This window comes from Lentzea sp. CA-135723 (assembly GCF_050936595.1).
Lineage (GTDB): Bacteria > Actinomycetota > Actinomycetes > Mycobacteriales > Pseudonocardiaceae > Lentzea.
In genome coordinates this window covers 4,819,616-4,840,604 of sequence record NZ_JBNJMK010000001.1, presented here as the reverse complement: position 1 = coordinate 4,840,604, position 20,989 = coordinate 4,819,616, and the positions used below count along the sequence as shown (strand labels likewise).

Here is a 20,989-nt window from a genome sequence, read left to right as displayed (position 1 = left end):
GTGAAGTGGTTCAGGTGGCGGTGGGCCGCGCGGGAGGCGTGCTCCTTCTGCGGCGCGCTCAAGCCGGAGACCGCGCTCGGCCCGGTGGCGGGGCCCGTCGGCACGCCGCCGGCGTTGGGCTGTGCCGGCTGCTGGGCCGGCTTCGTCGAGTTCGAGCGGACGGTGCGCCTTCAAAGCATCGAAAGGCGCAACCGGTGGGTGCTGCCCGTCCCGCGGACCGAGTACCGGATCGTGCCGGCGGCCGACCCGCTGGACGAGGTGCGCGCCGCGCTCGCGCCTCTGGCGAGCAGACTGCGCCGAGTGCCGGCACCGACCGCGCGTGTCGCGGCGTTCACCCTCGAGATCGACGGGCCGGCGAGGCGCGAGCCCATCGCCGCGACGTCCCACGCGGAGGCGGTCGACGGCATCGCCAGGGACATCGCGGACCACCTGGCCGAGTACCGCGCGATCACGCTCCACCTCGCGGACGGGAAGCGGCCGAAGTACTCGATCTTCTCCGCCGCGCTGTTCGGCGCCGCGTCAGGCGTGCTGTTCCAGCAGCTCATGAACGACGGAAGCCGGTTCCAGCAGACCTGCTACCTGGTCGACACCGGCTTCACCGTGCACCAGTACAGGCCGTACCTCCGCAGCCCGTTCACGGACGACGGGCCGCCACCAGCAGGCCGTCGCCGAGCGGGAGGATGACCGGCACGAGGCGGTCGTCCTCCTTCACCAGGCGCGCGATGTCGCGCATCGCCTGGGTCGACTCGTCCCGCTGCGCCGGGTCCACCACCGCGCCGTGCCACAGCACGTTGTCGAACGCGATGACGCCGCCGGGGCGCAGCATGCGCACGCCGTGCTGCAGGTACTGCGGGTACTCGGGCTTGTAGGCGTCCACGAACACGAGGTCGTAGGCCGCGTCGGTCAGCCGGGGGAGGACGTCCAGCGCCTTGCCCATGATCAGGCGGGTGCGCGACGGCGAGATGCCCGCCGACGCGTAGGCCTCGCGGGCCGCGCGCTGGTGTTCGGAGGCCACGTCGATCGAGGTCAGGATGCCGGACTGCGGCATGCCCGCCAGGAGGTAGAGGCCGCTGGTGCCCGCTCCGGTGCCGATCTCGACCACCGCGCGGGCCTGGAGTGCGGTCGCGAGGAACCGCAGCGCGGCGCCTCCGCCCGCGCCGATGGGCACGCAGCCCAGTTCCTGGCCGCGAGCTCGTGCGGCCAGGTGCACGTCGTCCTCGGGGAGGTACTGCTCGACGTACTCCCGCAGGGCCGATTCCGTGGTCACGGGGTAGCAGGTTAGTGCTTCCGGTGCCCAAAACGGGTGAACGTGGCCCTAACCGAGATTCTCAGGATGCTCTCAGCCCACTCTCACGATCGTTTAAAGAGCGCAGGAGAAGGTACAGAAGCAAGAAGCCAGGCTCTGGTCGGGAACAAGCCGGACCCGTCGCTCGTTGAGCCGCACAAGGGTCGCCGGGCGGCCCACATGGAGGTGCCGAAACACCTGATGCGCACGCAGTCGAGTTCGCCGGAGGCCGTCGCGCCCATCGAGACGGCCGACTGGACGCCGCCCTCGTGGGACTCCATCGTCCGCGAGCACGCGGACAGGGTCTACCGGCTCGCGTACCGCTTGACCGGCAACCAGCACGACGCCGAGGACCTCACGCAGGAGACGTTCATCCGCGTCTTCCGCTCGCTCGCGTCGTACAAGCCGGGCACCTTCGAGGGGTGGCTGCACCGCATCACCACCAACCTCTTCCTCGACATGGCGCGCCGGCGCAGCCGCGTGCGCATGGAGGCGCTGCCCGAGGACAACGACCGCCTCGAGGGTGACGACCTGTCCCCCGAGGAAATCTACGACGAGAACCACCTCGACCCCGACCTGCAGGCCGCGCTGGACGAGCTCCCGCCGGAGTTCCGCGCCGCCGTCGTCCTGTGTGACGTGGAAGGCCTCTCCTACGAGGAGATCGGTGCCACGCTCGGGGTGAAGATGGGTACCGTGAGGAGCAGGATCCATCGGGGCCGCCAGGCTCTGAAGGTCGCTCTCGAACGGCGTCGTCAGGAATCGTTGCTGGAGGACTCTGCATGACCGACCTCCGTGGTTGGGGCCTTCCTGAGGGGCACCTCGCGCTGGACGCGGTGGTGGCGTTCGTGGACGGGGAGCTTTCCTCGACCGCCCACGAGCGAGCCTCCGCGCACATCCAGCGTTGCGGGTTCTGCGCCTTCGAGACGTTCACGCAGCAGCAGGCGCGCGCGGCAGTGCGCACCGCTTCGGCGCCCACGGCGCCGGCGTCGCTTCTCGACCGGCTCGGCGCGATCCCCCAGGAGGTCGAGCTGCCGTCCGCACCGGACGGGCTCGCGATCACGGAGGACGGCCAGTTCGTCGCGGTCCAGCGCACCGACAAGCCCGCGTTCGGCACGGGCCCGGTGCTGGGCTCGTCCAGACCGCTGGGCAGCAACGGCTGGTTCAGCGGCCGGCGCGCCCGTCAGGGTGCCGGGGTCGTCGTGAGCGGCATGCTGCTCGGCGCGCTCGCGTTCACCACGCCCGACAGCGAGGCGCCCGCGCCCGCCCCGTCGCCGCAGAACGCCGGCGCGATCTTCGCGACCACCCCCTGACAGCCATTTCACTGTTCGTGGGGCACGCTGTAGTTCAGCACTCCTAGCGCGAAAACCGGGGAGAGATGAGCCAGCAGTCGCCCAACGGCCAGACGTCCACACCCGTTTCCGGAGTGGACGACGGAGCGCATCGCAGGCTCCGGCCACGGCCCCTGGTGCAGCCGCCGGTCGACCCCGCGCACGCCACCGCCTTCGGCCGCCCGGACGGTGTTCCGGGCGCGTTCGCCTCGCGCGACGTGCCCGTCACGCAGGTCGAGTCCTCGCCGCCGCCTCCCGAGTCCCTCGTGACGGCGTTCGGCCGCCAGGGCTCGTCCGAACTGCTGCAGCGCCCGCCGCAGCCCACCTCCGACCCCGATCCGGACATCGACCCGGTGTTCTGGGGCGACAAGCCCGCCGGTGACCCGTGGCGAGACCCGACGTCCGGCGCCGTGATCGGCCCGCCCGCCGTCGGCGAGGACCCACCCGGCGAGCCCGAGCGCCAACCCGCGCCCGGCCCCCAGCTGAGCATCCCCGAGCTGATCTTCGGCCGGCGCGTGAAGCCCACGGCGCTGGCGTTGTTGCTGACCGTCGCCCTGGTGCTGGGCGCCGTCGGTGGCCTGGTCGGCTGGCTGATCGGCAGGGCGGGCAACCCGCTGACCGACTCGACGGTCACCCTGGCCGAGGTCGAGCAGGGCAAGGAACGCCCGGCGGGCTCCATCTCGGACATCGCGAAGCGCGTCACCCCGAGCGTCGTCTCGATCGAGTTCAAGGGCGCGAACGTCGCGGGCGTCGGTTCCGGCGTCGTCATCGAGGGCGGCGGCTACATCCTGACCAACGACCACGTGGTCGCCCCGGCGGCGCAGGACTCGTCCGCGAAGCTGAGCGCCGTCTTCACCGACGGCACCCGCGCGCAGGCGAGGGTCGTGGGCCGCGACCCGAAGACGGACCTCGCCGTCATCAAGGTCGAGGTCACCAACCCGACCGTCCTGCAGTTCGGCAACTCCGACGAACTGCAGGTGGGCGACAGCGTGATCGCCATCGGCTCCCCGCTGCAGCTCTCCAACACCGTCACCGAGGGCATCGTCTCGGCGTTGCACCGCCCGGTCACCGCGGCGGGCGAGAACGGCGGCCCCCAGGTCACCTACGACGCGATCCAGACCGACGCCGCGATCAACCCCGGCAACTCGGGCGGCGCGCTGGTCGACTCGCGCGGCGCCCTGATCGGCATCAACTCGTCGATCCGCACCGAGACCGGCGGTTCCGTTGGTCTCGGCTTCGCGATCTCCGGCAACCAGGCCCGCAAGATCAGCCAGGAGCTGATCCGCAACGGCTCGGTGAAGCACGCCGACATGAACATCAACGTGAAGTCGGTGTCCGCCGAGACCTCCGAAGGCGCCCAGGTGCAGAACGTCCCCGCGGGCGGCGCCGCGGCGGCCGCCGGCATCCAGGAGGGCGACGTCATCACCAGGGTCGGCAACCGCATGGTCCGCAACGCCGCCGAACTGGTCGTAGCGGTCCGTGAGCACGAAATCGGTCAAACGGTGCAGGTAACGCTTGCGCGCCAAGGCCGTGAACTCAAACTCGACGTGACGCTCAAGAGCGACTGACAAGTAGGCTGGGACCCGTGTTCGACAGCATCGGATGGGTAGAGATCCTCATCATCGTCGTCGCGGGTCTCTTCATCCTGGGGCCCGAACGCCTGCCGTCCGCGGCGGCCTGGCTGGGCAAGACCGTGCGTCAGGTGCGTGAGTACGCGACCGGGGCGCGCGAGCAGCTCAAGCAGGAGATGGGGCCTGAGTTCGAGTCGCTGCGCAAGCCGCTGGAGGACCTGCGGGAGCTGCGGAACTTCGATCCCAAGCGCGCGGTCGCGAAGCACCTGTTCGAGGAGCCGGAGAACGGGACCAAGTCGAACGGGTATCCGACGCCGTCCACCCCGCCCGCCGCCGAGCAGCGGCCGCTGGGACCGGGCGAGCGCCCGCCGTACGACCCGGACGCCACCTGACCTGAACGCGAAGAGGGGCCCTCCCACCTGGGAAGGGCCCCTCTTCGCGTCAGTTCGTCAGCGCCCGGCGGGCGACACGTTCAGCAGGCGGCCGGCGAGACCGCGCGACCGCACCGACAGCTTCTTCGCCACCTCGGACAGCACCTGGGCCGCGGCCGAGTCGGGCACGGCCTGCACGATCGGCGTGCCGGTGTCGCCGTTCTCCCGCAGGCGCGGGTCCAGCGGCACCTGGCCGAGCAGCGGCACCTCGGACCCGATCGCCTTCGACAGCGACTCGGCCACGGCCTCGCCGCCGCCGGAGCCGAAGACCTCCATGCGCGAACCGTCCGGCATCTCCAGCCAGGACATGTTCTCGATGACACCCGCCACCCGCTGCCGGGTCTGCAACGCGATCGAACCGGCCCGTTCGGCCACCTCGGCGGCTGCCTGCTGCGGAGTGGTCACCACGAGGATCTCGGCGTTCGGCACGAGCTGGGCCACCGAGATCGCCACGTCACCGGTGCCGGGCGGCAGGTCCAGCAGGAGCACGTCCAGATCGCCCCAGAACACGTCGGCCAGGAACTGCTGCAACGCGCGGTGCAGCATCGGCCCGCGCCACACCACCGGGGTGTTGCCGGGAGTGAACATGCCGATCGAGATGACCTTCACGCCGTGCGACTGCGGCGGCATGATCATCTTCTCGACCTGCGTGGGGCGGCCGTCGGCGCCCAGCATGCGCGGGATCGAGTGGCCGTAGATGTCGGCGTCGACGATGCCGACGGACAGGCCGCGGGCCGCCATCGCGACGGCCAGGTTCACGGTGACCGAGGACTTGCCGACGCCGCCCTTGCCGGACGCGACGCAGTAGACGCGCGTCAGGGACCCGGGCTGGGCGAAGGGGATGACCGGCTCCTCGGTGCCGCCGCGCAGCGTCTTGCGGAGCTCGGTGCGCTGGGCGTCGCTCATGACGTCGAGGTCGACGCGCACGGACGAGACGCCCTCCAGGGCCGACACGGCCGCGGTGACGTCGGCGGTGATCTTGTCCCTCATCGGGCACCCGGCCACCGTCAGGAAGACGCCGACCACGACGGCGCCGTCCGTGCCGACCTCGACGTCCTTGACCATGCCGATCTCGGTGATCGGGCGGCGGATCTCGGGGTCCTGCACACCCGCGAGCGCCTTGCGGACGTCCTCGGCGGTGGGGCGGGGCTGCGTGGTGGTCACCGATCCATGCTACGTCCGGTTCGTGCCCCTCCTACCGGCCGGTCACTTTCCAGCACAGGCCCTGGTCGTAGCCACGGGGGCGCTGTCCGTAACATCGACGTCCGTGCCGGAATCGGGTAGTTCCCGGTTGCCCACCCGTGTCGAGCTCGGGGTGTGGCGATCGTTCCTCCGCGCGCATGCACGGATCACGAGGGTCCTCGAGGCCGAACTGATTGCTGAGCAGCGCCTATCGCTCGCGGCGTACGACGTGCTGGTTCAACTGGCCGAGACGCCTTCCATGCGCATGCGCATGACCGAACTGGCCGATGCCGTCCTGCTGTCCCGCTCTGGCGTGACCCGCCTCGTGGACCGTTTGGAACGTGCTGGTCTTGTCGGACGCGAACGCGCCGACGGTGACGGACGCGGCATCGTGGCCGTGCTCACACCTCTGGGCGCCGAACGTCTGCGCAGCGCCTCCGCCACCCACCTCGCCGGCGTCGCCGAGCACTTCGGGGAGAGCTTCAACCCCGGTGAGCTCGAGGCGTTCGGCCGCACGTGCGACCGCCTCGCCGCGGACGACGTGTTCCCGTGACCCCATGATCACGGTGGTGGGACTGGTGCACGTCGAGGCTGGCCGCCTCCTCGTTGTGCGCTCACGCAACAAGAAGGCCTTCTACCTTCCCGGCGGCAAGATCGAGCCCGGCGAGTCGCTCGTGGACGCCGTCCGCCGCGAGGTCCGGGAGGAGCTCGGCGTCGAGATCGGCGCACCCGCCGAGCTGAAGCGCTACGTGTCGCTCGCGTACGGCGAGGGCGAAGGCGCGATGGTCGACATGACCTGCTTCACGGCCAGGCTGCACGGCACGCCGCGGCCCACCGGCGAGATCGCCGAGCTCACGTACGTGACCCGCGACGAGTACCGCGCGCACGCCGAGACCGCTCCCGCGATCCACGAGGTCCTGGCGGACCTGGTGGCGAACGGACAGGTCAGCGCGTGATCCGGCGCACTTCGCCGCCCGCGGCCGTCAGGGCCTGACCTTCTTCAGGTTGTTCTGCTCCTTCACGAGCTTCTCCAGCTCGCCCCGGATGAAGTCGCGCGTCGCCACCTCGCCCAGCGCGAGCCGCACCGCCGCGAGCTCCCGCGCCAGGTACTCGGTGTCCGCCTTGGTCTGCGCGGCCCGCGACCGGTCCTCCTCCAGCGACACCCGGTCCCGGTCGTCCTGCCGGTTCTGCGCCAGCAGGATCAACGGCGCGGCGTAGGCGGCCTGCGTCGAGAACGCCAGGTTGAGCAGGATGAACGGGTACGGGTCCCAGCGCAGCGACACCGCGACCAGGTTCACCACGATCCACGCGACGACGATCAGCGTCTGCCAGAACAGGAACTTGCCGGTGCCGAGGAACCGCGCGAGCCGTTCCGAGAACTGGCCGAACGTGTCGGGGTCGATCGAGAACCGGAAGCCGCGCGGGCCTCGTGGCTGGTCGAGTCTGCGCCGGGGCAGCAGTTCAGGCATGGCTCAGTCCCGTCTCGCGCCAGTTGTCCGGCAGCAGGTGGTCCAGCACGTCGTCCACGGTGACGGCGCCGAGCAGGTGCTCGTCCTCGTCCAGCACCGGGGCGCACACCAGGTTGTAGGTGGCGAAGTAGCGCGTCACGTCGCTCAGCGAGGCGTTCGGCGACAGGAACGCCATGCTCGTGTCGAGCACGCCCGCGACGAGGTCGAACGGCGGTTCGCGCAGCAGCCGCTGGATGTGCACGCAGCCGAGGTAGCGGCCGGTCGGGGTCGCGGAGGGCGAGCGGCACACGAAGACCATCGACGCCAGCGCGGGCGTGAGGTCGGGATTGCGCACCCGTGCCAACGCTTCCGCGATCGTCGCGTCCGGCGTGAGGATGATCGGCTCGGGGGTCATCAGACCGCCGGCGGTGTCGAACGAGTACTCCAGCAGCCGCCGGACCGGTTCGGACTCCTCGGGTTCCATCAGTTCGAGCAGCCGGTCCTTGGTGCCCTCGGCCAGCTCGCCGAGCAGGTCGGCCGCGTCGTCCGGGTTCATCGCCTCGAGGATGTCCGCGGCGCGTTCCTCGTCCAGGTGCGACAGGATGTCCTTCTGGTCCTCTTCGGACAGTTCCTCGATCACGTCGGCGAGCCGTTCGTCGTCCAGCGCGTCGGCGACCTCGTGCCGCCGCTTGGCCGGGAGCTCGTGCAACGCGTGGGCGACGTCCGCCGCGCGCATGCCCTCGAAGACCGCGACGAGCTGTTGCGCGCTCTGCGGCTGGCCCGCGATCTCGTTGACGCTCAGGCCGCCGACGTCCTCCCAGCGCCACACCTGCACCGGGCCCTTGAGGCTGAACCGGCCGGTGCGCTCGCGGCCCGCGACGCGCACCATCCGCCAGTCGCGGGTGCGGGTGAGCTCCATCGCGGCGTCGACGACCACGGCCGTGCCGCCGTCCTCGAGCTGGATCTTGGCGTCCAGCAGTTCGCCGATCACCAGCACCTCGTTGACGCGCTGGTGGAACGGCCGCAGGTTCACCGACCCGGTCGCGAGCGTCACGGCGTTCGGCTCGATCGACGTCAGCCGCAGCATCGGCACGAAGATCCGCCGGCGCGTCACCAGCTCCACGACCATGCCGAGCACCCGCGGCGGCTGCCGGTCGATGCGGAGGCTGATCACGACGTCGCGGGCCTTGCCGATGGGTTCGCCATCGGGGCCGAAGACGGGAAGTCCGGCCAGCTGAGCGATGTAGATCCGGTTCACAGCCACCACGACGACCAGGCTAGATCACGTCCTGGCCGCCCACCCGGCGATCTCGGCGCAGATCGCCGCATCGTCCGCCATGTCCTCTTCGAGGCACCAGCTCCAGTTGGTGACGGCCCGGTACAGCGTCCAGTCCCGCGCCTTCGCCACGTCCAGCTCGCCCGCGTCGCACACGGCGAGGAACCGGTCGGTCAGCCCCCTGCGGCCGTCCATCTCGTCGAACCTGTTCCACAGCAACGGCAACACGCACCGCTCGCGGTCACCGGACAGCGGCTTCGGGTCGATCATCAGCCACGGTTCGCGGTCGCCGCGCAGCACGTTCTCGTAGTGCAGGTCCGCGTTGACGAGGGTGGTGCCCATCGGCCGGGCGGCCACCTCGCGGGCGGCGTCCAGCAGCCTGCGCGGCACCGCCGGGTGATCTTCGACATGGCTCTCGAACCGGTGGATCCCCGCCGGTGCCTCGATGTGCCGGTGGCGGCGCAGCAGCGAACCGATCACGCCGACGGCCTTCTCGATCGGCTCGTCGAGCAACGAGTGCGTGTGGTCCAGGCGTTCCAGCAGCAACGCGCCGAGCTCTTCGTCGTGGTCGAGCAGCCGCACGACACCGTTGCCGTCGTAGGTCTTCAGGGCCAGCGGTTCGTGCTCGGTCTCCCGGTCGACCCAGGTCAGCTTGAGCACTGCGGGGTGCCCGTCGGCCTGGCGCACCGGCAGCACGACCGCGCAGAACCCGTTCATCAGCGCGCCGTCCGGAGTCAGCCGCCACCGCGCGCACGCCTTCGTGGCGAGCTTCGGCAACGACGCCGCCCAGGCCGCCGAGCCCTCGCCGAGGCCTTCACCGAAGCCCGCCGGCACGGTGATCACGAGCTGAACTCCAGGCGGTACACGGCTTCCCACTCCGGTTTCGTGTTGAGCCGCGCTGTCCGCAGGGCCTGCGCGGTCTCGTCGTCCGGCTCGGTCAGGTGCGCGACGGCCTGGGCGTCGACGAGGTGCGAGTGCGTGCTGGGGGAGCGCACGGTGACGGTGACCTCCGCGCCGTCGCTCAGGGGCGCCGCCGGTTCGGTGCCGCCGGAGATGACCCACAACGCGTCGGCACGCCAGTGCGCGTGCACCAGACGCGGTTCGTGGCCGGGTGAGGTGATCCAGACGGCAGCGGCCTTGCGCAGCGCCGAGTCCAGGATTCGAGTGATCTCCACCGGTTCAGCGTGCCAGCGTTGGATGGCCGCTGCTCCGCAGACGGCGGCGAGTTCGCCGGGAAGTCGGTCGTCCGGCCGAATCGCTGGTACCGGATTGGGCTTCGCCGAATCCGGTACCAGCGGTTGACCGGACGACCGACGCGAACTCGCGCCTGTGAGACGGGACTCATGGAACATGCGCCACGAGATGATGCGTGCCACTGTGGCGCACGTAGTTACCGGCCGGTACGAGGAGGTACTCCAGTGGTCGACCAGCAGCGTCCCCGTCGCTCGTGTCTGGCGGTCCCGGGATCCAGCCAGAAGATGATCGACAAGGCCCGCACGCTGCCGGCGGACCAGGTGTTCCTGGACCTGGAGGACGCCTGCGCCCCGCTGGCCAAGCCGGACGCCCGCAAGACCATCGTCGCGTCGCTCAACGAGGGCGGCTGGGGCGACAAGGCCCGCGTCGTGCGCGTCAACGACTGGACGACGGAGTGGACCTACCGCGACGTCACCGAGGTCGTCGAGGGCGCGGGCGCGAACCTCGACTGCATCATGCTGCCGAAGGTGCAGACGCCCGAGCAGGTCGTCGCGCTGGACTTCCTGATCACGCAGATCGAGAAGACCATGGGCTACGAGGTCGGCAGGATCGGCATCGAGGCGCAGATCGAGAACGCCCTGGGCCTCAACAACGTCAACGCGATCGCCACCGCGTCCCCGCGCGTCGAGACGATCATCTTCGGCCCCGCGGACTTCATGGCGTCGATCAACATGAAGTCGCTCGTGGTCGGTGAGCAGCCGCCCGGCTACGACGTCGGCGACGCCTACCACTACATCCTGATGCGCATCCTGATGGCGGCGCGGGCCCACGACAAGCAGGCCATCGACGGCCCCTACCTGCAGATCCGCGATGTCGAGGGCTACAAGCGCGTCGCCGGCCGGTCCGCCGCGCTGGGCTTCGACGGCAAGTGGGTGCTGCACCCCGGCCAGATCGAGGCGGCCAACGAGGTCTTCAGCCCCAAGCAGGAGGACTACGACCACGCCGAGAACATCCTCGACGCGTACGAGTTCTACACGTCCGAGGCCGGCGGCAAGCGCGGCGCGGTGATGCTCGGCGACGAGATGATCGACGAGGCGTCGCGCAAGATGGCGCTGGTGATCTCCGGCAAGGGCCGTGCCGCGGGCATGGCGCGCGCGAACGTGTGGACGCCGCCGGAGGACTGAGATCCGTTACGGATTGTGCCCTACTTCACCCCAAGTATTACTGGACGTGTTCGACCGTCACAGGTTGCGTTCAAAGCGGGTGAGGTGGGGCACAATCAGTGACGAGAGTTTGCGATCAAGCCCTGCCTCGGGTGCATGCTCTTCGCCATGTCACGTTCGAGTAACGGCAAGATGAGCAGACGGTTGCGGCTCTTCAAACGCCGGGAGGACGACCTGCTGGAGCGCAGCTTCCGCACCTGTCCCGGCTGCGACGCCGACGTCCACGTGTTCGCCGACGTCTGCCGCCACTGCGGTGGCGCGCTGGAGATCGCCCTCGCCGGCTGAGCCGGTCGCCGCGCGAGCCGTCAGTTGTAGCCGCCGCTGACCGCCGCGAGGATCACGAAGATGTAGAACGCCAGGTAGGCGAGCCAGGCGACGATGACGAAGTAGCCGATGATGATGCCGGCGAGCGCCAGTCCGTGGCCCTCCTCCTCGCCGCGCTTGATCTTCGCCATCGCGATGTGGCCGAAGACGACCCCGACGATCGACGAGAGACCGCAGGTCACGAAGCCCGCGATGCCGAGCACCAGCGACACGATCGCGCTCGTCTGCGGCTTGGGCATGGGCGGCGGGTAGCCGTAGCCGTACATCGGCTGGCCGTAGGGGCCCGGCTGTCCGTACGCACCCGGCTGGCCGTAGGGCTGTTGCTGGCCGTACGGGTCACCCGGCTGCTTCGGGTTGTAAGGGTCGTAGGTCATCGTGCTCCCCCTGGACGTGTGAGCCGGGATCTTAAGGTCGCGCCCATGAGTTCGTTTCGAGCGGGTGCGTGATTACACCTGTCAGGGACGCTGTTTCGGTACAGGTGGTGCCGGTGTGTTGCGGAGAGCACACCGCGGTCGCAAACGAGCGTTAACCGGTCCATACTCGCCGGTAACCTCAGCCTTGGAAGGGAAGTGCGATGGCGCGCCTCGCCCAGACCGCGGGTCTCACGGACATCCAGGAAGAAATCCTCGCGACCGTGCGCACGTTCGTGGACAAGGAGATCATTCCGCACGCCCAGACGCTGGAGCACGGCGACACGTATCCCGCCGACATCGTCGACGGCATGAAGGAGATGGGCCTCTTCGGCCTGACGATCCCAGAGGAGTACGGCGGCCTGGGCGAGTCTCTGCTGACCTACGCGCTGGTGGTCGAGCAGATCGCGCGCGGCTGGATGAGCGTCTCCGGTGTCATCAACACCCACTTCATCGTGGCGCACATGCTCAAGCAGCACGGCACGCCCGAGCAGAAGCAGAAGTACCTGCCGCGGATGGCCGCGGGCGAGGTGCGCGGGTCGTTCTCCATGTCCGAGCCCGAGCTCGGCTCCGACGTCGCCGCGATCCGCACCCGCGCGGTCAAGGGCTCCGGGGGCGGCTACACCGTCAACGGCCAGAAGATGTGGCTGACCAACGGCGGCACGTCCAACCTGACCGCCGTGCTGGTGAAGACCGACGAGGGCGCCGAGAAGCCGCACCAGAACCTCACGACGTTCCTGGTCGAGAAGCCCGAGGGCTACGGAGAGGTCCTGCCGGGCCTCACCATCCCCGGCAAGATCGACAAGATGGGCTACAAGGGCGTCGACACCACCGAGATGGTGTTCGACGGCTTCGAGATCGCGGCCGACCAGGTCCTCGGCGGCGTCACCGGCCAGGGCTTCCGGCACATGATGGACGGCGTCGAGGTGGGCCGCGTGAACGTGGCCGCGCGCGCGTGCGGCATCGCGATCCGCGCCTTCGAGCTCGCGATCGACTACTCGCAGCAGCGCAAGACGTTCGGCAAGGCCATCGCCGAGCACCAGGCCATCGCGTTCAAGCTCGCCGAGATGGCCACGAAGGTCGAGGCCGCGCACCTCATGATGGTGAACGCGGCGCGCCTGAAGGACTCCGGTCAGCGCAACGACGTCGAGGCCGGCATGGCCAAGCTGATCGCCTCCGAGTACTGCGCCGAGGTCACCCAGGAGTCGTTCCGCATCCACGGCGGCTACGGCTACTCCAAGGAGTACGAGATCGAGCGCCTGATGCGCGAGGCCCCGTTCCTGCTGATCGGCGAGGGCACGTCCGAGATCCAGAAGACGATCATCAGCCGCGGCCTGCTCCGCGACTACCAGTCCCGTGGTTAGACGAAGTTCTCGGTTAACCCGTTAGGGGCCAATCTTTCACGGGACTGGCCCCTAACGGTTTTCGCCTGCGGGCCATAGGGTTCGCTCACTTTGAGCACAGATCTGACGCTTCCGAGACCTGTGTCGCCGCCGCACGTCGTCCGCCTGGAGCTGGACACGTTCTCCGGTGTCGACCGCCCCGCGCTGGCCGGCTGGTTCGGCGCCCTGTTCACCGACCTGCTCGCGCCGCTCTGCCCGGCCTCGATCGACGAGCTGGTCGCGGTGGCGCGCGACTACCACCCGTCCGACACAACGCCCTGGGGCCCGCCGGGATACGCCCGGCTGCGACTCTCCACCGGAGAGTTCACCCGATCGTCGTGGCAGGCGGCCCTGGACGACCTGCCGTCGTTCCTGCGCGTGCAACTGGTCCAGCTCGACTCGCAGGGCCTCCCGCTGCCCGACGACGGCTGGTCCGCCGAGATCCTGCTGAAGGACGACCCGGAGTTCCCGCACCAGGTCGTCGTGACGGCCGCGCGAACCCTGTTCGGCGGCTGGATCTCCCATGCGGTGCAACAGGAATGGCTCACGACCCTGCGCACCGGTGCCACCCTCGTGCAGGCCAGCGGTGGTTGGATCACGCTCGACCGCGTCGGCGTGCGCACCAGGCACGAGGTCGGCGCCGGTGCAGGACTGGACGAATCCCTTTTCATGGCAGCGGAGTTGAGCCGCGGACCGCACTGGGCGACGTTGCTGGGTCCTCGCCAGGTGGCCGCTTTGGGTGGTGTGCAGGAGGTCTGCGCGACGGCGCCTTGTTTCGCCGTCGAGCACCTCGGCGGCGGTCGCATACTCCTGCAGCTCACGGAGCACGTCGACGAGGTCCCGCCGGACGCGGTGGCGAAGCTGACCGAGTTCCTCGGCCCCGTACTGCACTGAAAGGCCCGACGAGCTCGCGCCGGGGTTTGACGAAAGCCGCCCATCTGACGCGGAACCTCGGCGCCGTCGTCCTGAGCGGCGGGATCCGGCATCGTTTGGGACCCTGTGGTCCGTGAGGCCTTCCCCGAAAACCGACGTGCTCATGGCCGTGGACACCGCCCTGCGTCCCACCGGATTCGTCCGCCGAGGCCACGTCTGGCTCCACGAACGAGGTGACGGCGTCGCCGGCTGGCTCGGCTTCGGCATCGCGGGCACCCTGACCCTGACCCCGCTGGTCGGCGTCTGCTTCCGCCGCTACGACGAGGTCTGCCGCACCCTCGGCATCGGCATCCCGACCACGCCGGTGATCTCCACCCCGCTGGGCGCCCTGATGCCCGAAAAGCCCGTCTGGACCTGGACCTTCGCGCCGGGCACCGACCACGCGCCCGGCGCGGCGTCGCTGGTGGCCGCGTTCCTCAAGCACGGCAAGCCGTACATCGACAAGTACGCCGAGTGGGACACCGTGGCGCGCGAGTTCGTCGCGAAGCCGGAGTCGTTGCTGGAGTTCGACCGTGCGCGCAAGCTAGCGGTCGTCCATGTGCTGGCGGGCAACGCCGGCGCGGCCTGGGAGGCGTTGCGGAAGGAAGCCGAACGGGTGGCGGACAGCCGGGACGTCCACGCCAGCGCGCACCGGGAGCTGCAGCGCAGGTTCGAGATCGCGTTTCCCGCCTGAGGGCTCGCGCCGACGACGGCGCGGTGGTGGAGACGGCTACAGCGGCGTCTGCTCGCCAGGCAAATAATCGAACACGCGTTCGATGCCGGGTTTGGTTCGTTCAACTGCGGACTACGGTTGTACCTGGGGTTTTTCTGGTCACAGTCCGCTCACATGTGGCTTTGTTCACTCGTTCAGAGTATTGGGTAAAGCCCGTGTGTTGTTCAGACTGGCTCCCGACTGAAGCCGGTCGTGCGGTCCCGCGGGGAGGCCCCGACCACATTCTGGGGGGAAGACCATGTTCACCTGCCGCTCCGCGGCGGGCCGCTCCGGCCTGCGCGCGTCCAGATACAGACTCGTGGCGCTGGTCGCCGTGTCGGCCGCGGTGGTCGCCGCGGTGGTGGCCTCGACGGGCACTCCGCGGCCGGAGGTCGTGCCGATCGCCGAGGCCCCGGACGCGGTGGCCGCGTTCGCCGCGGCGAAGCTGCAGGGCTCGCGCGTCGAGATCGGGAGCATGCGGGACGAGAAGAAGTCCTTCTTCGCCGAGCCCAACGGCACCACCACCGCCGAGATCAGCGCGGTGACCACGCGGGTCCGGCGCGGGGACGGCTGGGCGCCCGTGGACGCCTCGCTCGAGCGCAGGCCCGACGGGAGCGTCACCCCCAACGCGATCAGCGCGGACCTCGCGCTCTCCGGCGGTGGCGACAAGGCCGCGCTCGTGCGGATGACCTCGAAGGACTCCGAGTTCGCGCTGCGCTGGAGCGGTGCTCTGCCCGAGCCGCGGATGGACGGCCACGTGGCCACCTACGAGAACGTCCTGCCCGGCGTCGACCTGAAGATGGCGGCCGGCGTCGACGGCTACAGCCAGTACCTCGTGGTCAACACGCCCGAGGCGGCGAAGAACCCCGATCTCGCCCGCGTGACGTTCGGGCTCGAGACCAAGAACCTGACGGTGAGCACGACGCCGGAGGGCGGCATCGTCGCCGCCGACTCCGCCGGCAAGGCCGTCTTCACCTCGCCGAAGTCCCTGATGTGGGACTCGAAGCCGGGCACGCCCAGGGCCGACGTCGGCGTGGAGATCTCCGCCGGCGCGCTCACGCTCGTGCCGGACCAGAAGCTGCTCACCAGCGCCGACGCCACGTTCCCGATCGTCATCGACCCGAGCCTGAACGAGGCGAACCTCGACAAGACCGGGTGGACGACGGTCTACAAGAACGACAACGACTCGCGCGTCGCGAACAGCACGCACTGGAACGGTGCCGACTCCCAGGCGGAGACCAGGCCGTGGCTGCAGGGCACGACGACCGCGCGAGCCGGTCGGGCGTACGGCGAGTCCTACCTGCGCACGAAGTCCTACTTCCAGTTCAACACCGACTTCCTCGCGGGCAAGACGAACCTCTCCGCCTGGCTCAACAGCGTGGTGGTGTGGGGTCCTGACTGCGCGAAGAACCGCGACTTCCACATCTACAACTCGGAGGCGGTCGGGACCGGCACGAGCTGGAACCAGCAGCCCTGGACGGGAGCGATCGGCAATGCGATCAGCGTGCCCGTCGACAGCGACAACTGCCGGTCCAACAAGGACATCTCGTTCCCCGCGGGCAGCGCGCTGAGGCCGGGCACCACGACCACCGTGATGCTCGCGCCGGACGACATGGACGACGTCAACGCGTGGCGGAAGTTCGACCCGTCCAGGACCAAGTTGAAGATCAACTACAACACCCCGCCCAACGAGCCGGAGTTCGTCAGCACCGAGCCCGTGATCCCCGCGGCGTGCAAGAACTGCGGCGGACTGCCGTACCTGCACGACTCCTCGCTCCTCGTCCGCACGCGGATGACCGACAACGACGGGCACGCCGTCAAGGACGTCGCCGTCGTCAACCGGGGCAACCCGAAGACCCCGAACGAGGCTGGTCCCGAGGACCCCGCGCAGATCGGCTCGCCGCTCGCGTCCGGGCAGACCCACATCACCGCCATCGACCTCACCGACAAGCACGACAAGCTCGTCCGCTGGCGGGTCAGGGCGAACGACGACCTCGACAACGGTCCGGAGTACCGGGGCACGGCGTTCGTCGTCGACCGGGTCGCGCCGGCCAGCCAGCCGATCGTCAAGAGCGCCGCCTACCAGGAGGACAACACCTGGCGCGGTGGTGTCGGTGTCGCGGGCCTCTTCTACTTCGAGTCCAACGGTGTCGAGGACGTCGACCACTTCCGCTACGGCTGGGACGACACCGCTCAGTCCAAGGTGGACGCCGACAAGCTCGGCGGTGCCGCGAGCGTCCGCATCGCACCACCCGGTGACGGGCCGCAGGACCTGTACGTGCGCAGCGTCGACCGCGGCGGCAACCTCAGCCCGCCCAAGGTGCTGCACCTCTACGTGCGTCCCGGCAACGGTCCGCTCGCGCAGTACTCGCTCGACGGGGACGTGAAGGACACCGCGTACCTCGGTGGCAAGCACGGCGTCCTGAACGGCGGCGCGGGCTACGCGCCGGGTGCCGTCGGTTCCGCGCTGAAGCTCAACGGCACGCCGGCGCCGAACGCGACCGCGCCGAACGTGCTCCGCACGGACGACAGCTTCTCCGTGTCGGCGTGGGCGTACCTCGACTCGAAGGGCTACACGCGGGCGATCGTCAGCCAGGACGCCAACAGCACCGGCACGGGCAGCTACCCCGGTTTCGTGCTCTGGTACCGGCCGGAGAACGGTGGCACCTGGACGTTCGGCATGTCGAACACCGGTTGGGCGGACACGGACTTCGCGTCGAGCAACGGCGCCCCGCCGGCGCTCTCCACGTGGACGCACATCACCGGTGTCTTCGACGCGCCGGCCAGGAAGATGTCCCTCTACGTCAACGGTGAGCTCGCCGGCACCGCGAACCGCCGGTTCTCGGACTGGCACGCGGAGGGCCCGCTGCGCATCGGCCAGACCTACTGGGGCGGCTCCACCCCGACCGACCACTGGCCGGGCATGATCGACGAGGTCCGGCTCTACGACCGGGCGCTGACCGCGACCGAGGTCCAGGCGGAGGTCCGCAGGGACGGGGTGCAGGCCGGGTACTGGAAGTTCGACGACATCGAGGGCACCACCGCGCGCAACGCCGTCCAGGGTGGAGACATGGCGGTGCTGTCGGACGGTGCGTCGCTGGTCGAGAACGCCGCGGTGAACGGTGGCCTGGACCTGAACGGCACCACCGGTCTCGCGCAGACCGGTCGTCCCGCGGTCCGCACGGACCGGAGCTTCTCCGCGACCGCGTGGGTCAAGCTGGACAAGAAGTCCACCGGTGACGCGACTCAGGTCGTGCTGTCCCAGGACGGCACCACCAGCAGCGGGTTCGTGGTGCGCGAGCAGAACGGCCGCTGGCAGTTCGGCATGACCAAGGCCGACGGTGACGTCGCGTGGAACGTGCTCGCGGAGTCGCCGGCGAACTCGGTCGTGGTCGGTCAGTGGACTCACCTCACCGCGATCTTCGACGCCACCACGAAGAAGGCCACGCTGCACGTCGACGGCGGTACGCCGGTCGTCAGCGCCGCCGCGACGGTCGCCCCGCGCGACACCACGGGCACGTTCGTCGTCGGCGCGGGCCAGTGGTCCGGTGGCCGGACCGGGTTCCTCGACGGTGTCGTGGACGAGGTCCGCGTCTACAGCAGGATCGTCTCCCCGAGCGAGATCGCGGAGATCGTCAGCCGCGACAACGTCAAGACGGGGGAGTGGAAGCTCGACGGCGACGTCACCGACACGTCGGGGCGCGGCAGGGACGCGCGGCTCGAGAACGGGCCGGACTGGACGAGCGGGCAGAGCACGATGCCCGGCGCGAAGGACCTCGCGGTCAGCCTGAACGGCACGAGCAGCCACGTCAGCGCCCCGAACGTCGTCGACGTCGCGCGGAACTACTCGGTCTCCGCCTGGGCGAGGATCGACAAGCTGGGCGGCTACCCGTCCGTCGTGTCGCAGGACGGCGCCCGCACGAGCGCCTTCCAGGTGCAGGCGACGCCCGACAACCACTGGGCGTTCACGATGTTCGGCCAGGACGTCGACGGCGGCGGTACCGTGCACGACCGGATCATCGGTTCCGTTGTGCAGCAAGGGGTGTGGACGCACCTCGCCGCCACGTACGACGCGTCGGCCAAGCAGATGGCGTTGTACGTCAACGGTGTGATCGTCGCGACGCAGTCCCACACGCCGGTGCCGAACTGGGGTGCGGGCAGGCTGCAGATCGGCCGGGGGCAGTGGGGTGGCGCGCAGCTCGACCACATGACCGGTGCGGTCGACGACGTCTCCACCTACAGCCGGGTGCTCGGCGCCGACGAGGTGCGGGAACTGGCCGGGCGCGATCTCTCGCTGATCCACCAGTACCGGTTCGACAGCACGCAGAACGGCACCGTGCCCGACTCGGTCGGCGCGCGCACCGGAACGCTCTCGCCCGGTACGACGTTCGCGCCCGGCAGGGTGGGCACCGCGGCGCAGTTCGACGGCGTGGACGACTCGGTGTCGACCACGGGCGCGGACCTGCGCACGGACGAGAGCTTCACCGTGTCCACGTGGGTGTACCTGTCCAACAAGGACTGCGCGCAGGACCGGTGCCAGCTCGACGCGGTCAGCCTCGACGGCGCGCAGACGAGCAAGTTCCGGCTCGGCCACACGCTGCACCGCACGCAGGAACCGGACGGCGTCTGGATCTTCGAGATGCCGGAGTCGGACGCGGCGGACGCCCGCGTGACCAAGGCCGCCGTCTCGGTGATCCCGTCCGACCTCAACACGTGGGTGCACCTGGTCGGTGTCTACGACAAGCAGAGCAGGACGACGTGGCTGTACGTCAACGGTGACCGCGTCGGCGACGGCGCGCTCGACACCGCGTGGCGTGCGAGCGGCGGTCTCCAGATCGGCCGCGGAAAGGTGGGCGGTCAGCCCGCGGAGTTCTGGCCGGGCAACGTCGACGACGTCCGGGTGTACACGGGAGCGCTGGACAGCGACCGCGTGCGCGCCCTCCACGACTCGTACCCGGCGCTGACCGAACCCGCCACGCTTCCGGTGGCGGACAAGGGTTACTGGGCGATGGACGAGCCGACCGGCGTCAACACCGCCGCGGACTCCACCGCCAACGCCCGCACCGCCGCGCTCACCGGCACCACGTCCCGTGTCGGTGGCCGCAAGGTCGGCGCCACCCGGTTCGACGGCACCACGAGCTACGCGGAGACCGCGACGCCCGCGCTCAACACCGCGCAGAGCTTCTCGGTGTCGGCCAGGGTGTTCGCCGACCGCGGCCCGACCGGGAACCGGGTGCTCGTGGGGCAGGACGGCACCAGGAACAGCGCCTTCCAGCTCCAGTTCCGCCCGGCGGACGAGCGGTTCGCGGTGGTCGTGCCGCAGCGGACCGACGCGGACAACTCGCCGGAGACGGTGCTGGTCGCGCCGGAACGGGCGCTGGCCCTGGTGTGGTACCACGTGACCCTCGTCTACGACGCGACCCCCGGTGAGATCACCCAGTTGCGGCTGTACGTCAACGGCAGGCTGTCCGCGGTCAGGACCGGGGTGACGATCCCCGCCTCCGCCGGTCCGCTCTCGATGGGGCGCGGCAAGCAGAACGGCGCACCCGCAGGCCTGCTGCCGGGCGTGCTGGACGAGGTCAAGCTGTACGGCAGGGCGCTGTCCGACACCGAGGTCGCACTGGTGCACGACGACGTCCCGCTGGTGACCCAGGCCGACTGGTCGTTCGACGACGGCACGGCGAACGACTCGACGTGGCGCAAGACCCACGCGACCCTGACCGGCGGCACGTCGTTCGTCGACGGGCGCAAGGGCAAGGCGCTGCGCTTCGACGGCACGGGCAGGGGCACGGGCCTGCGCGCGTTCGAGATGGCCGACGGCTTCGGCGTCGCGCTGTGGGTGAAGCTCGAGAGCGGCACCGGCGTGCAGACCGTCTTCGCCCAGCCCGGCCAGCGCCGCAACGCCGTCGCGCTCCAGTACCGCCCGGAGTCCAAGCGCTGGTCGTTCAACGTGCCGACCCGCGACGACGACCAGGCACCACTGGTGCACGCGCTGTCCGCGCAGGAAGCCGTGGTGGGCCAATGGGTGCACCTGGCCGGCGTGTACGACCGGGTCAGCGGCGAGCTCCGGCTCTACGTCAACGGCCAGCTGTCCGGCACCAGCACGCCGGTCATGCCGTGGCGCAGCGACGGCAACTACACGATGGGACACGGCAAGGACCGCGGCGCGTTCGGTGAGCAGTTCACCGGCGTGATCGACGAGGTCCGCTCCTACGGAGGCCTGCTCACCGAGGCCGAGATCCGCACCCGCGCGACGATCCCGGCCGCCTGAGTCACGCGATCACCTTCTCCTGCACCAGGTCTGGAGGACC

At 69.8% G+C, this 20,989-nt stretch carries 20 protein-coding genes; 13 read left to right on the top strand and 7 right to left on the bottom strand.

Annotated features, from left to right (window positions below):
- Complete coding sequence (locus tag ACQEU1_RS21835; protein WP_433204629.1) at positions 1-684, top strand: hypothetical protein; 684 nt, start codon at positions 1-3, stop codon at positions 682-684.
- Here the strand turns inward: ACQEU1_RS21835 and ACQEU1_RS21830 are convergent.
- Entirely contained in the window at positions 635-1,267 is a 633-nt protein-coding gene (locus tag ACQEU1_RS21830) for an O-methyltransferase (protein WP_433204626.1), read from the bottom strand. The two genes, ACQEU1_RS21835 and ACQEU1_RS21830, sit on opposite strands and share 50 nt — an antisense overlap.
- 198 nt (positions 1,268-1,465) lie before the next feature.
- Here ACQEU1_RS21830 and sigE point away from each other — a divergent pair, with 198 nt between their 5' ends.
- The 4 genes from sigE (at position 1,466) to tatB (ending at position 4,576) form a co-directional block, all read left to right on the top strand.
- Entirely contained in the window at positions 1,466-2,068 is a 603-nt protein-coding gene (sigE, locus tag ACQEU1_RS21825; RefSeq protein WP_189257209.1) for an RNA polymerase sigma factor SigE, read from the top strand.
- The gene (locus ACQEU1_RS21820; protein WP_433204622.1) at positions 2,065-2,595 is read left to right on the top strand and encodes a zf-HC2 domain-containing protein; all 531 of its coding nucleotides are present in this window, start codon (positions 2,065-2,067) and stop codon (positions 2,593-2,595) included. Before sigE ends, ACQEU1_RS21820 begins: the two co-directional genes overlap by 4 nt.
- A 65-nt stretch (positions 2,596-2,660) precedes the next feature.
- Positions 2,661-4,181 carry a trypsin-like peptidase domain-containing protein gene (locus ACQEU1_RS21815; protein WP_433204619.1) on the top strand — a complete coding sequence of 507 codons (1,521 nt, stop codon included), beginning with the start codon at positions 2,661-2,663 and terminating at the stop codon, positions 4,179-4,181.
- 17 nt (positions 4,182-4,198) lie between these two features.
- Positions 4,199-4,576 carry a Sec-independent protein translocase protein TatB gene (gene tatB, locus ACQEU1_RS21810; protein ID WP_382440272.1) on the top strand — a complete coding sequence of 126 codons (378 nt, stop codon included), beginning with the start codon at positions 4,199-4,201 and terminating at the stop codon, positions 4,574-4,576.
- A 57-nt stretch (positions 4,577-4,633) separates the two neighbouring features.
- Here the strand turns inward: tatB and ACQEU1_RS21805 are convergent, their stop codons facing one another.
- Positions 4,634-5,779, bottom strand: a complete 1,146-nt coding sequence (locus ACQEU1_RS21805) for an Mrp/NBP35 family ATP-binding protein (RefSeq protein ID WP_433204614.1) — start codon at positions 5,777-5,779, stop codon at positions 4,634-4,636.
- Between the two features lie 103 nt (positions 5,780-5,882).
- Here ACQEU1_RS21805 and ACQEU1_RS21800 point away from each other — a divergent pair, with 103 nt between their 5' ends.
- Positions 5,883-6,350, top strand: coding sequence for a MarR family winged helix-turn-helix transcriptional regulator (locus ACQEU1_RS21800; protein ID WP_433211644.1), 468 nt, complete (start codon positions 5,883-5,885; stop codon positions 6,348-6,350).
- Between the two features lie 4 nt (positions 6,351-6,354).
- The gene (locus tag ACQEU1_RS21795) at positions 6,355-6,753 is read left to right on the top strand and encodes an NUDIX hydrolase (protein WP_433204611.1); all 399 of its coding nucleotides are present in this window, start codon (positions 6,355-6,357) and stop codon (positions 6,751-6,753) included.
- A 27-nt stretch (positions 6,754-6,780) separates the two neighbouring features.
- Here ACQEU1_RS21795 and ACQEU1_RS21790 read toward each other — a convergent pair whose 3' ends face one another.
- From ACQEU1_RS21790 to ACQEU1_RS21775, 4 genes are read right to left on the bottom strand one after another with little or no spacing between them, the layout of a single operon-like run.
- Positions 6,781-7,266, bottom strand: coding sequence for a DUF1003 domain-containing protein (locus ACQEU1_RS21790; protein WP_382440267.1), 486 nt, complete (start codon positions 7,264-7,266; stop codon positions 6,781-6,783).
- Positions 7,259-8,512 (bottom strand): magnesium transporter MgtE N-terminal domain-containing protein, encoded by a 1,254-nt coding sequence (locus tag ACQEU1_RS21785; RefSeq protein ID WP_433204607.1) that lies wholly within the window; start codon positions 8,510-8,512, stop codon positions 7,259-7,261. The genes ACQEU1_RS21790 and ACQEU1_RS21785 overlap by 8 nt, the downstream gene beginning before the upstream one ends.
- A gap of 15 nt (positions 8,513-8,527) precedes the next feature.
- A complete protein-coding gene (locus ACQEU1_RS21780; protein WP_433204604.1) occupies positions 8,528-9,364 on the bottom strand; it encodes an aminoglycoside phosphotransferase family protein in 837 nt (278 codons plus the stop codon).
- Entirely contained in the window at positions 9,361-9,696 is a 336-nt protein-coding gene (locus tag ACQEU1_RS21775) for a hypothetical protein (RefSeq protein WP_433204601.1), read from the bottom strand. The genes ACQEU1_RS21780 and ACQEU1_RS21775 overlap by 4 nt, the downstream gene beginning before the upstream one ends.
- 243 nt (positions 9,697-9,939) lie before the next feature.
- Between ACQEU1_RS21775 and ACQEU1_RS21770 the strand changes: the two genes are divergently transcribed.
- Positions 9,940-10,899, top strand: a complete 960-nt coding sequence (locus ACQEU1_RS21770; RefSeq protein WP_433204598.1) for an HpcH/HpaI aldolase/citrate lyase family protein — start codon at positions 9,940-9,942, stop codon at positions 10,897-10,899.
- A gap of 147 nt (positions 10,900-11,046) precedes the next feature.
- Entirely contained in the window at positions 11,047-11,223 is a 177-nt protein-coding gene (locus tag ACQEU1_RS21765) for a hypothetical protein (RefSeq protein ID WP_433204595.1), read from the top strand.
- A 20-nt stretch (positions 11,224-11,243) separates the two neighbouring features.
- Here ACQEU1_RS21765 and ACQEU1_RS21760 read toward each other — a convergent pair whose 3' ends face one another.
- Positions 11,244-11,636, bottom strand: coding sequence for a DUF4190 domain-containing protein (locus ACQEU1_RS21760; RefSeq protein WP_433204592.1), 393 nt, complete (start codon positions 11,634-11,636; stop codon positions 11,244-11,246).
- Positions 11,637-11,836: 200 nt separating this feature from the next.
- On the opposite strand from ACQEU1_RS21760, the gene ACQEU1_RS21755 reads away from it, so the two are divergent.
- From ACQEU1_RS21755 to ACQEU1_RS21740, 4 genes are all read left to right on the top strand, one after another.
- A complete protein-coding gene (locus ACQEU1_RS21755) occupies positions 11,837-13,036 on the top strand; it encodes an acyl-CoA dehydrogenase family protein (RefSeq protein ID WP_433204589.1) in 1,200 nt (399 codons plus the stop codon).
- Positions 13,037-13,126: 90 nt separating this feature from the next.
- Positions 13,127-13,948: a hypothetical protein gene (locus ACQEU1_RS21750; RefSeq protein ID WP_433204586.1), complete on the top strand. Its 822-nt coding sequence runs from the start codon at positions 13,127-13,129 to the stop codon at positions 13,946-13,948.
- 112 nt (positions 13,949-14,060) lie between these two features.
- A complete protein-coding gene (locus ACQEU1_RS21745; RefSeq protein ID WP_433204583.1) occupies positions 14,061-14,660 on the top strand; it encodes a hypothetical protein in 600 nt (199 codons plus the stop codon).
- A gap of 277 nt (positions 14,661-14,937) precedes the next feature.
- Entirely contained in the window at positions 14,938-20,949 is a 6,012-nt protein-coding gene (locus ACQEU1_RS21740; protein WP_433204580.1) for a LamG domain-containing protein, read from the top strand.
- Positions 20,950-20,989 lie beyond the last annotated feature (40 nt).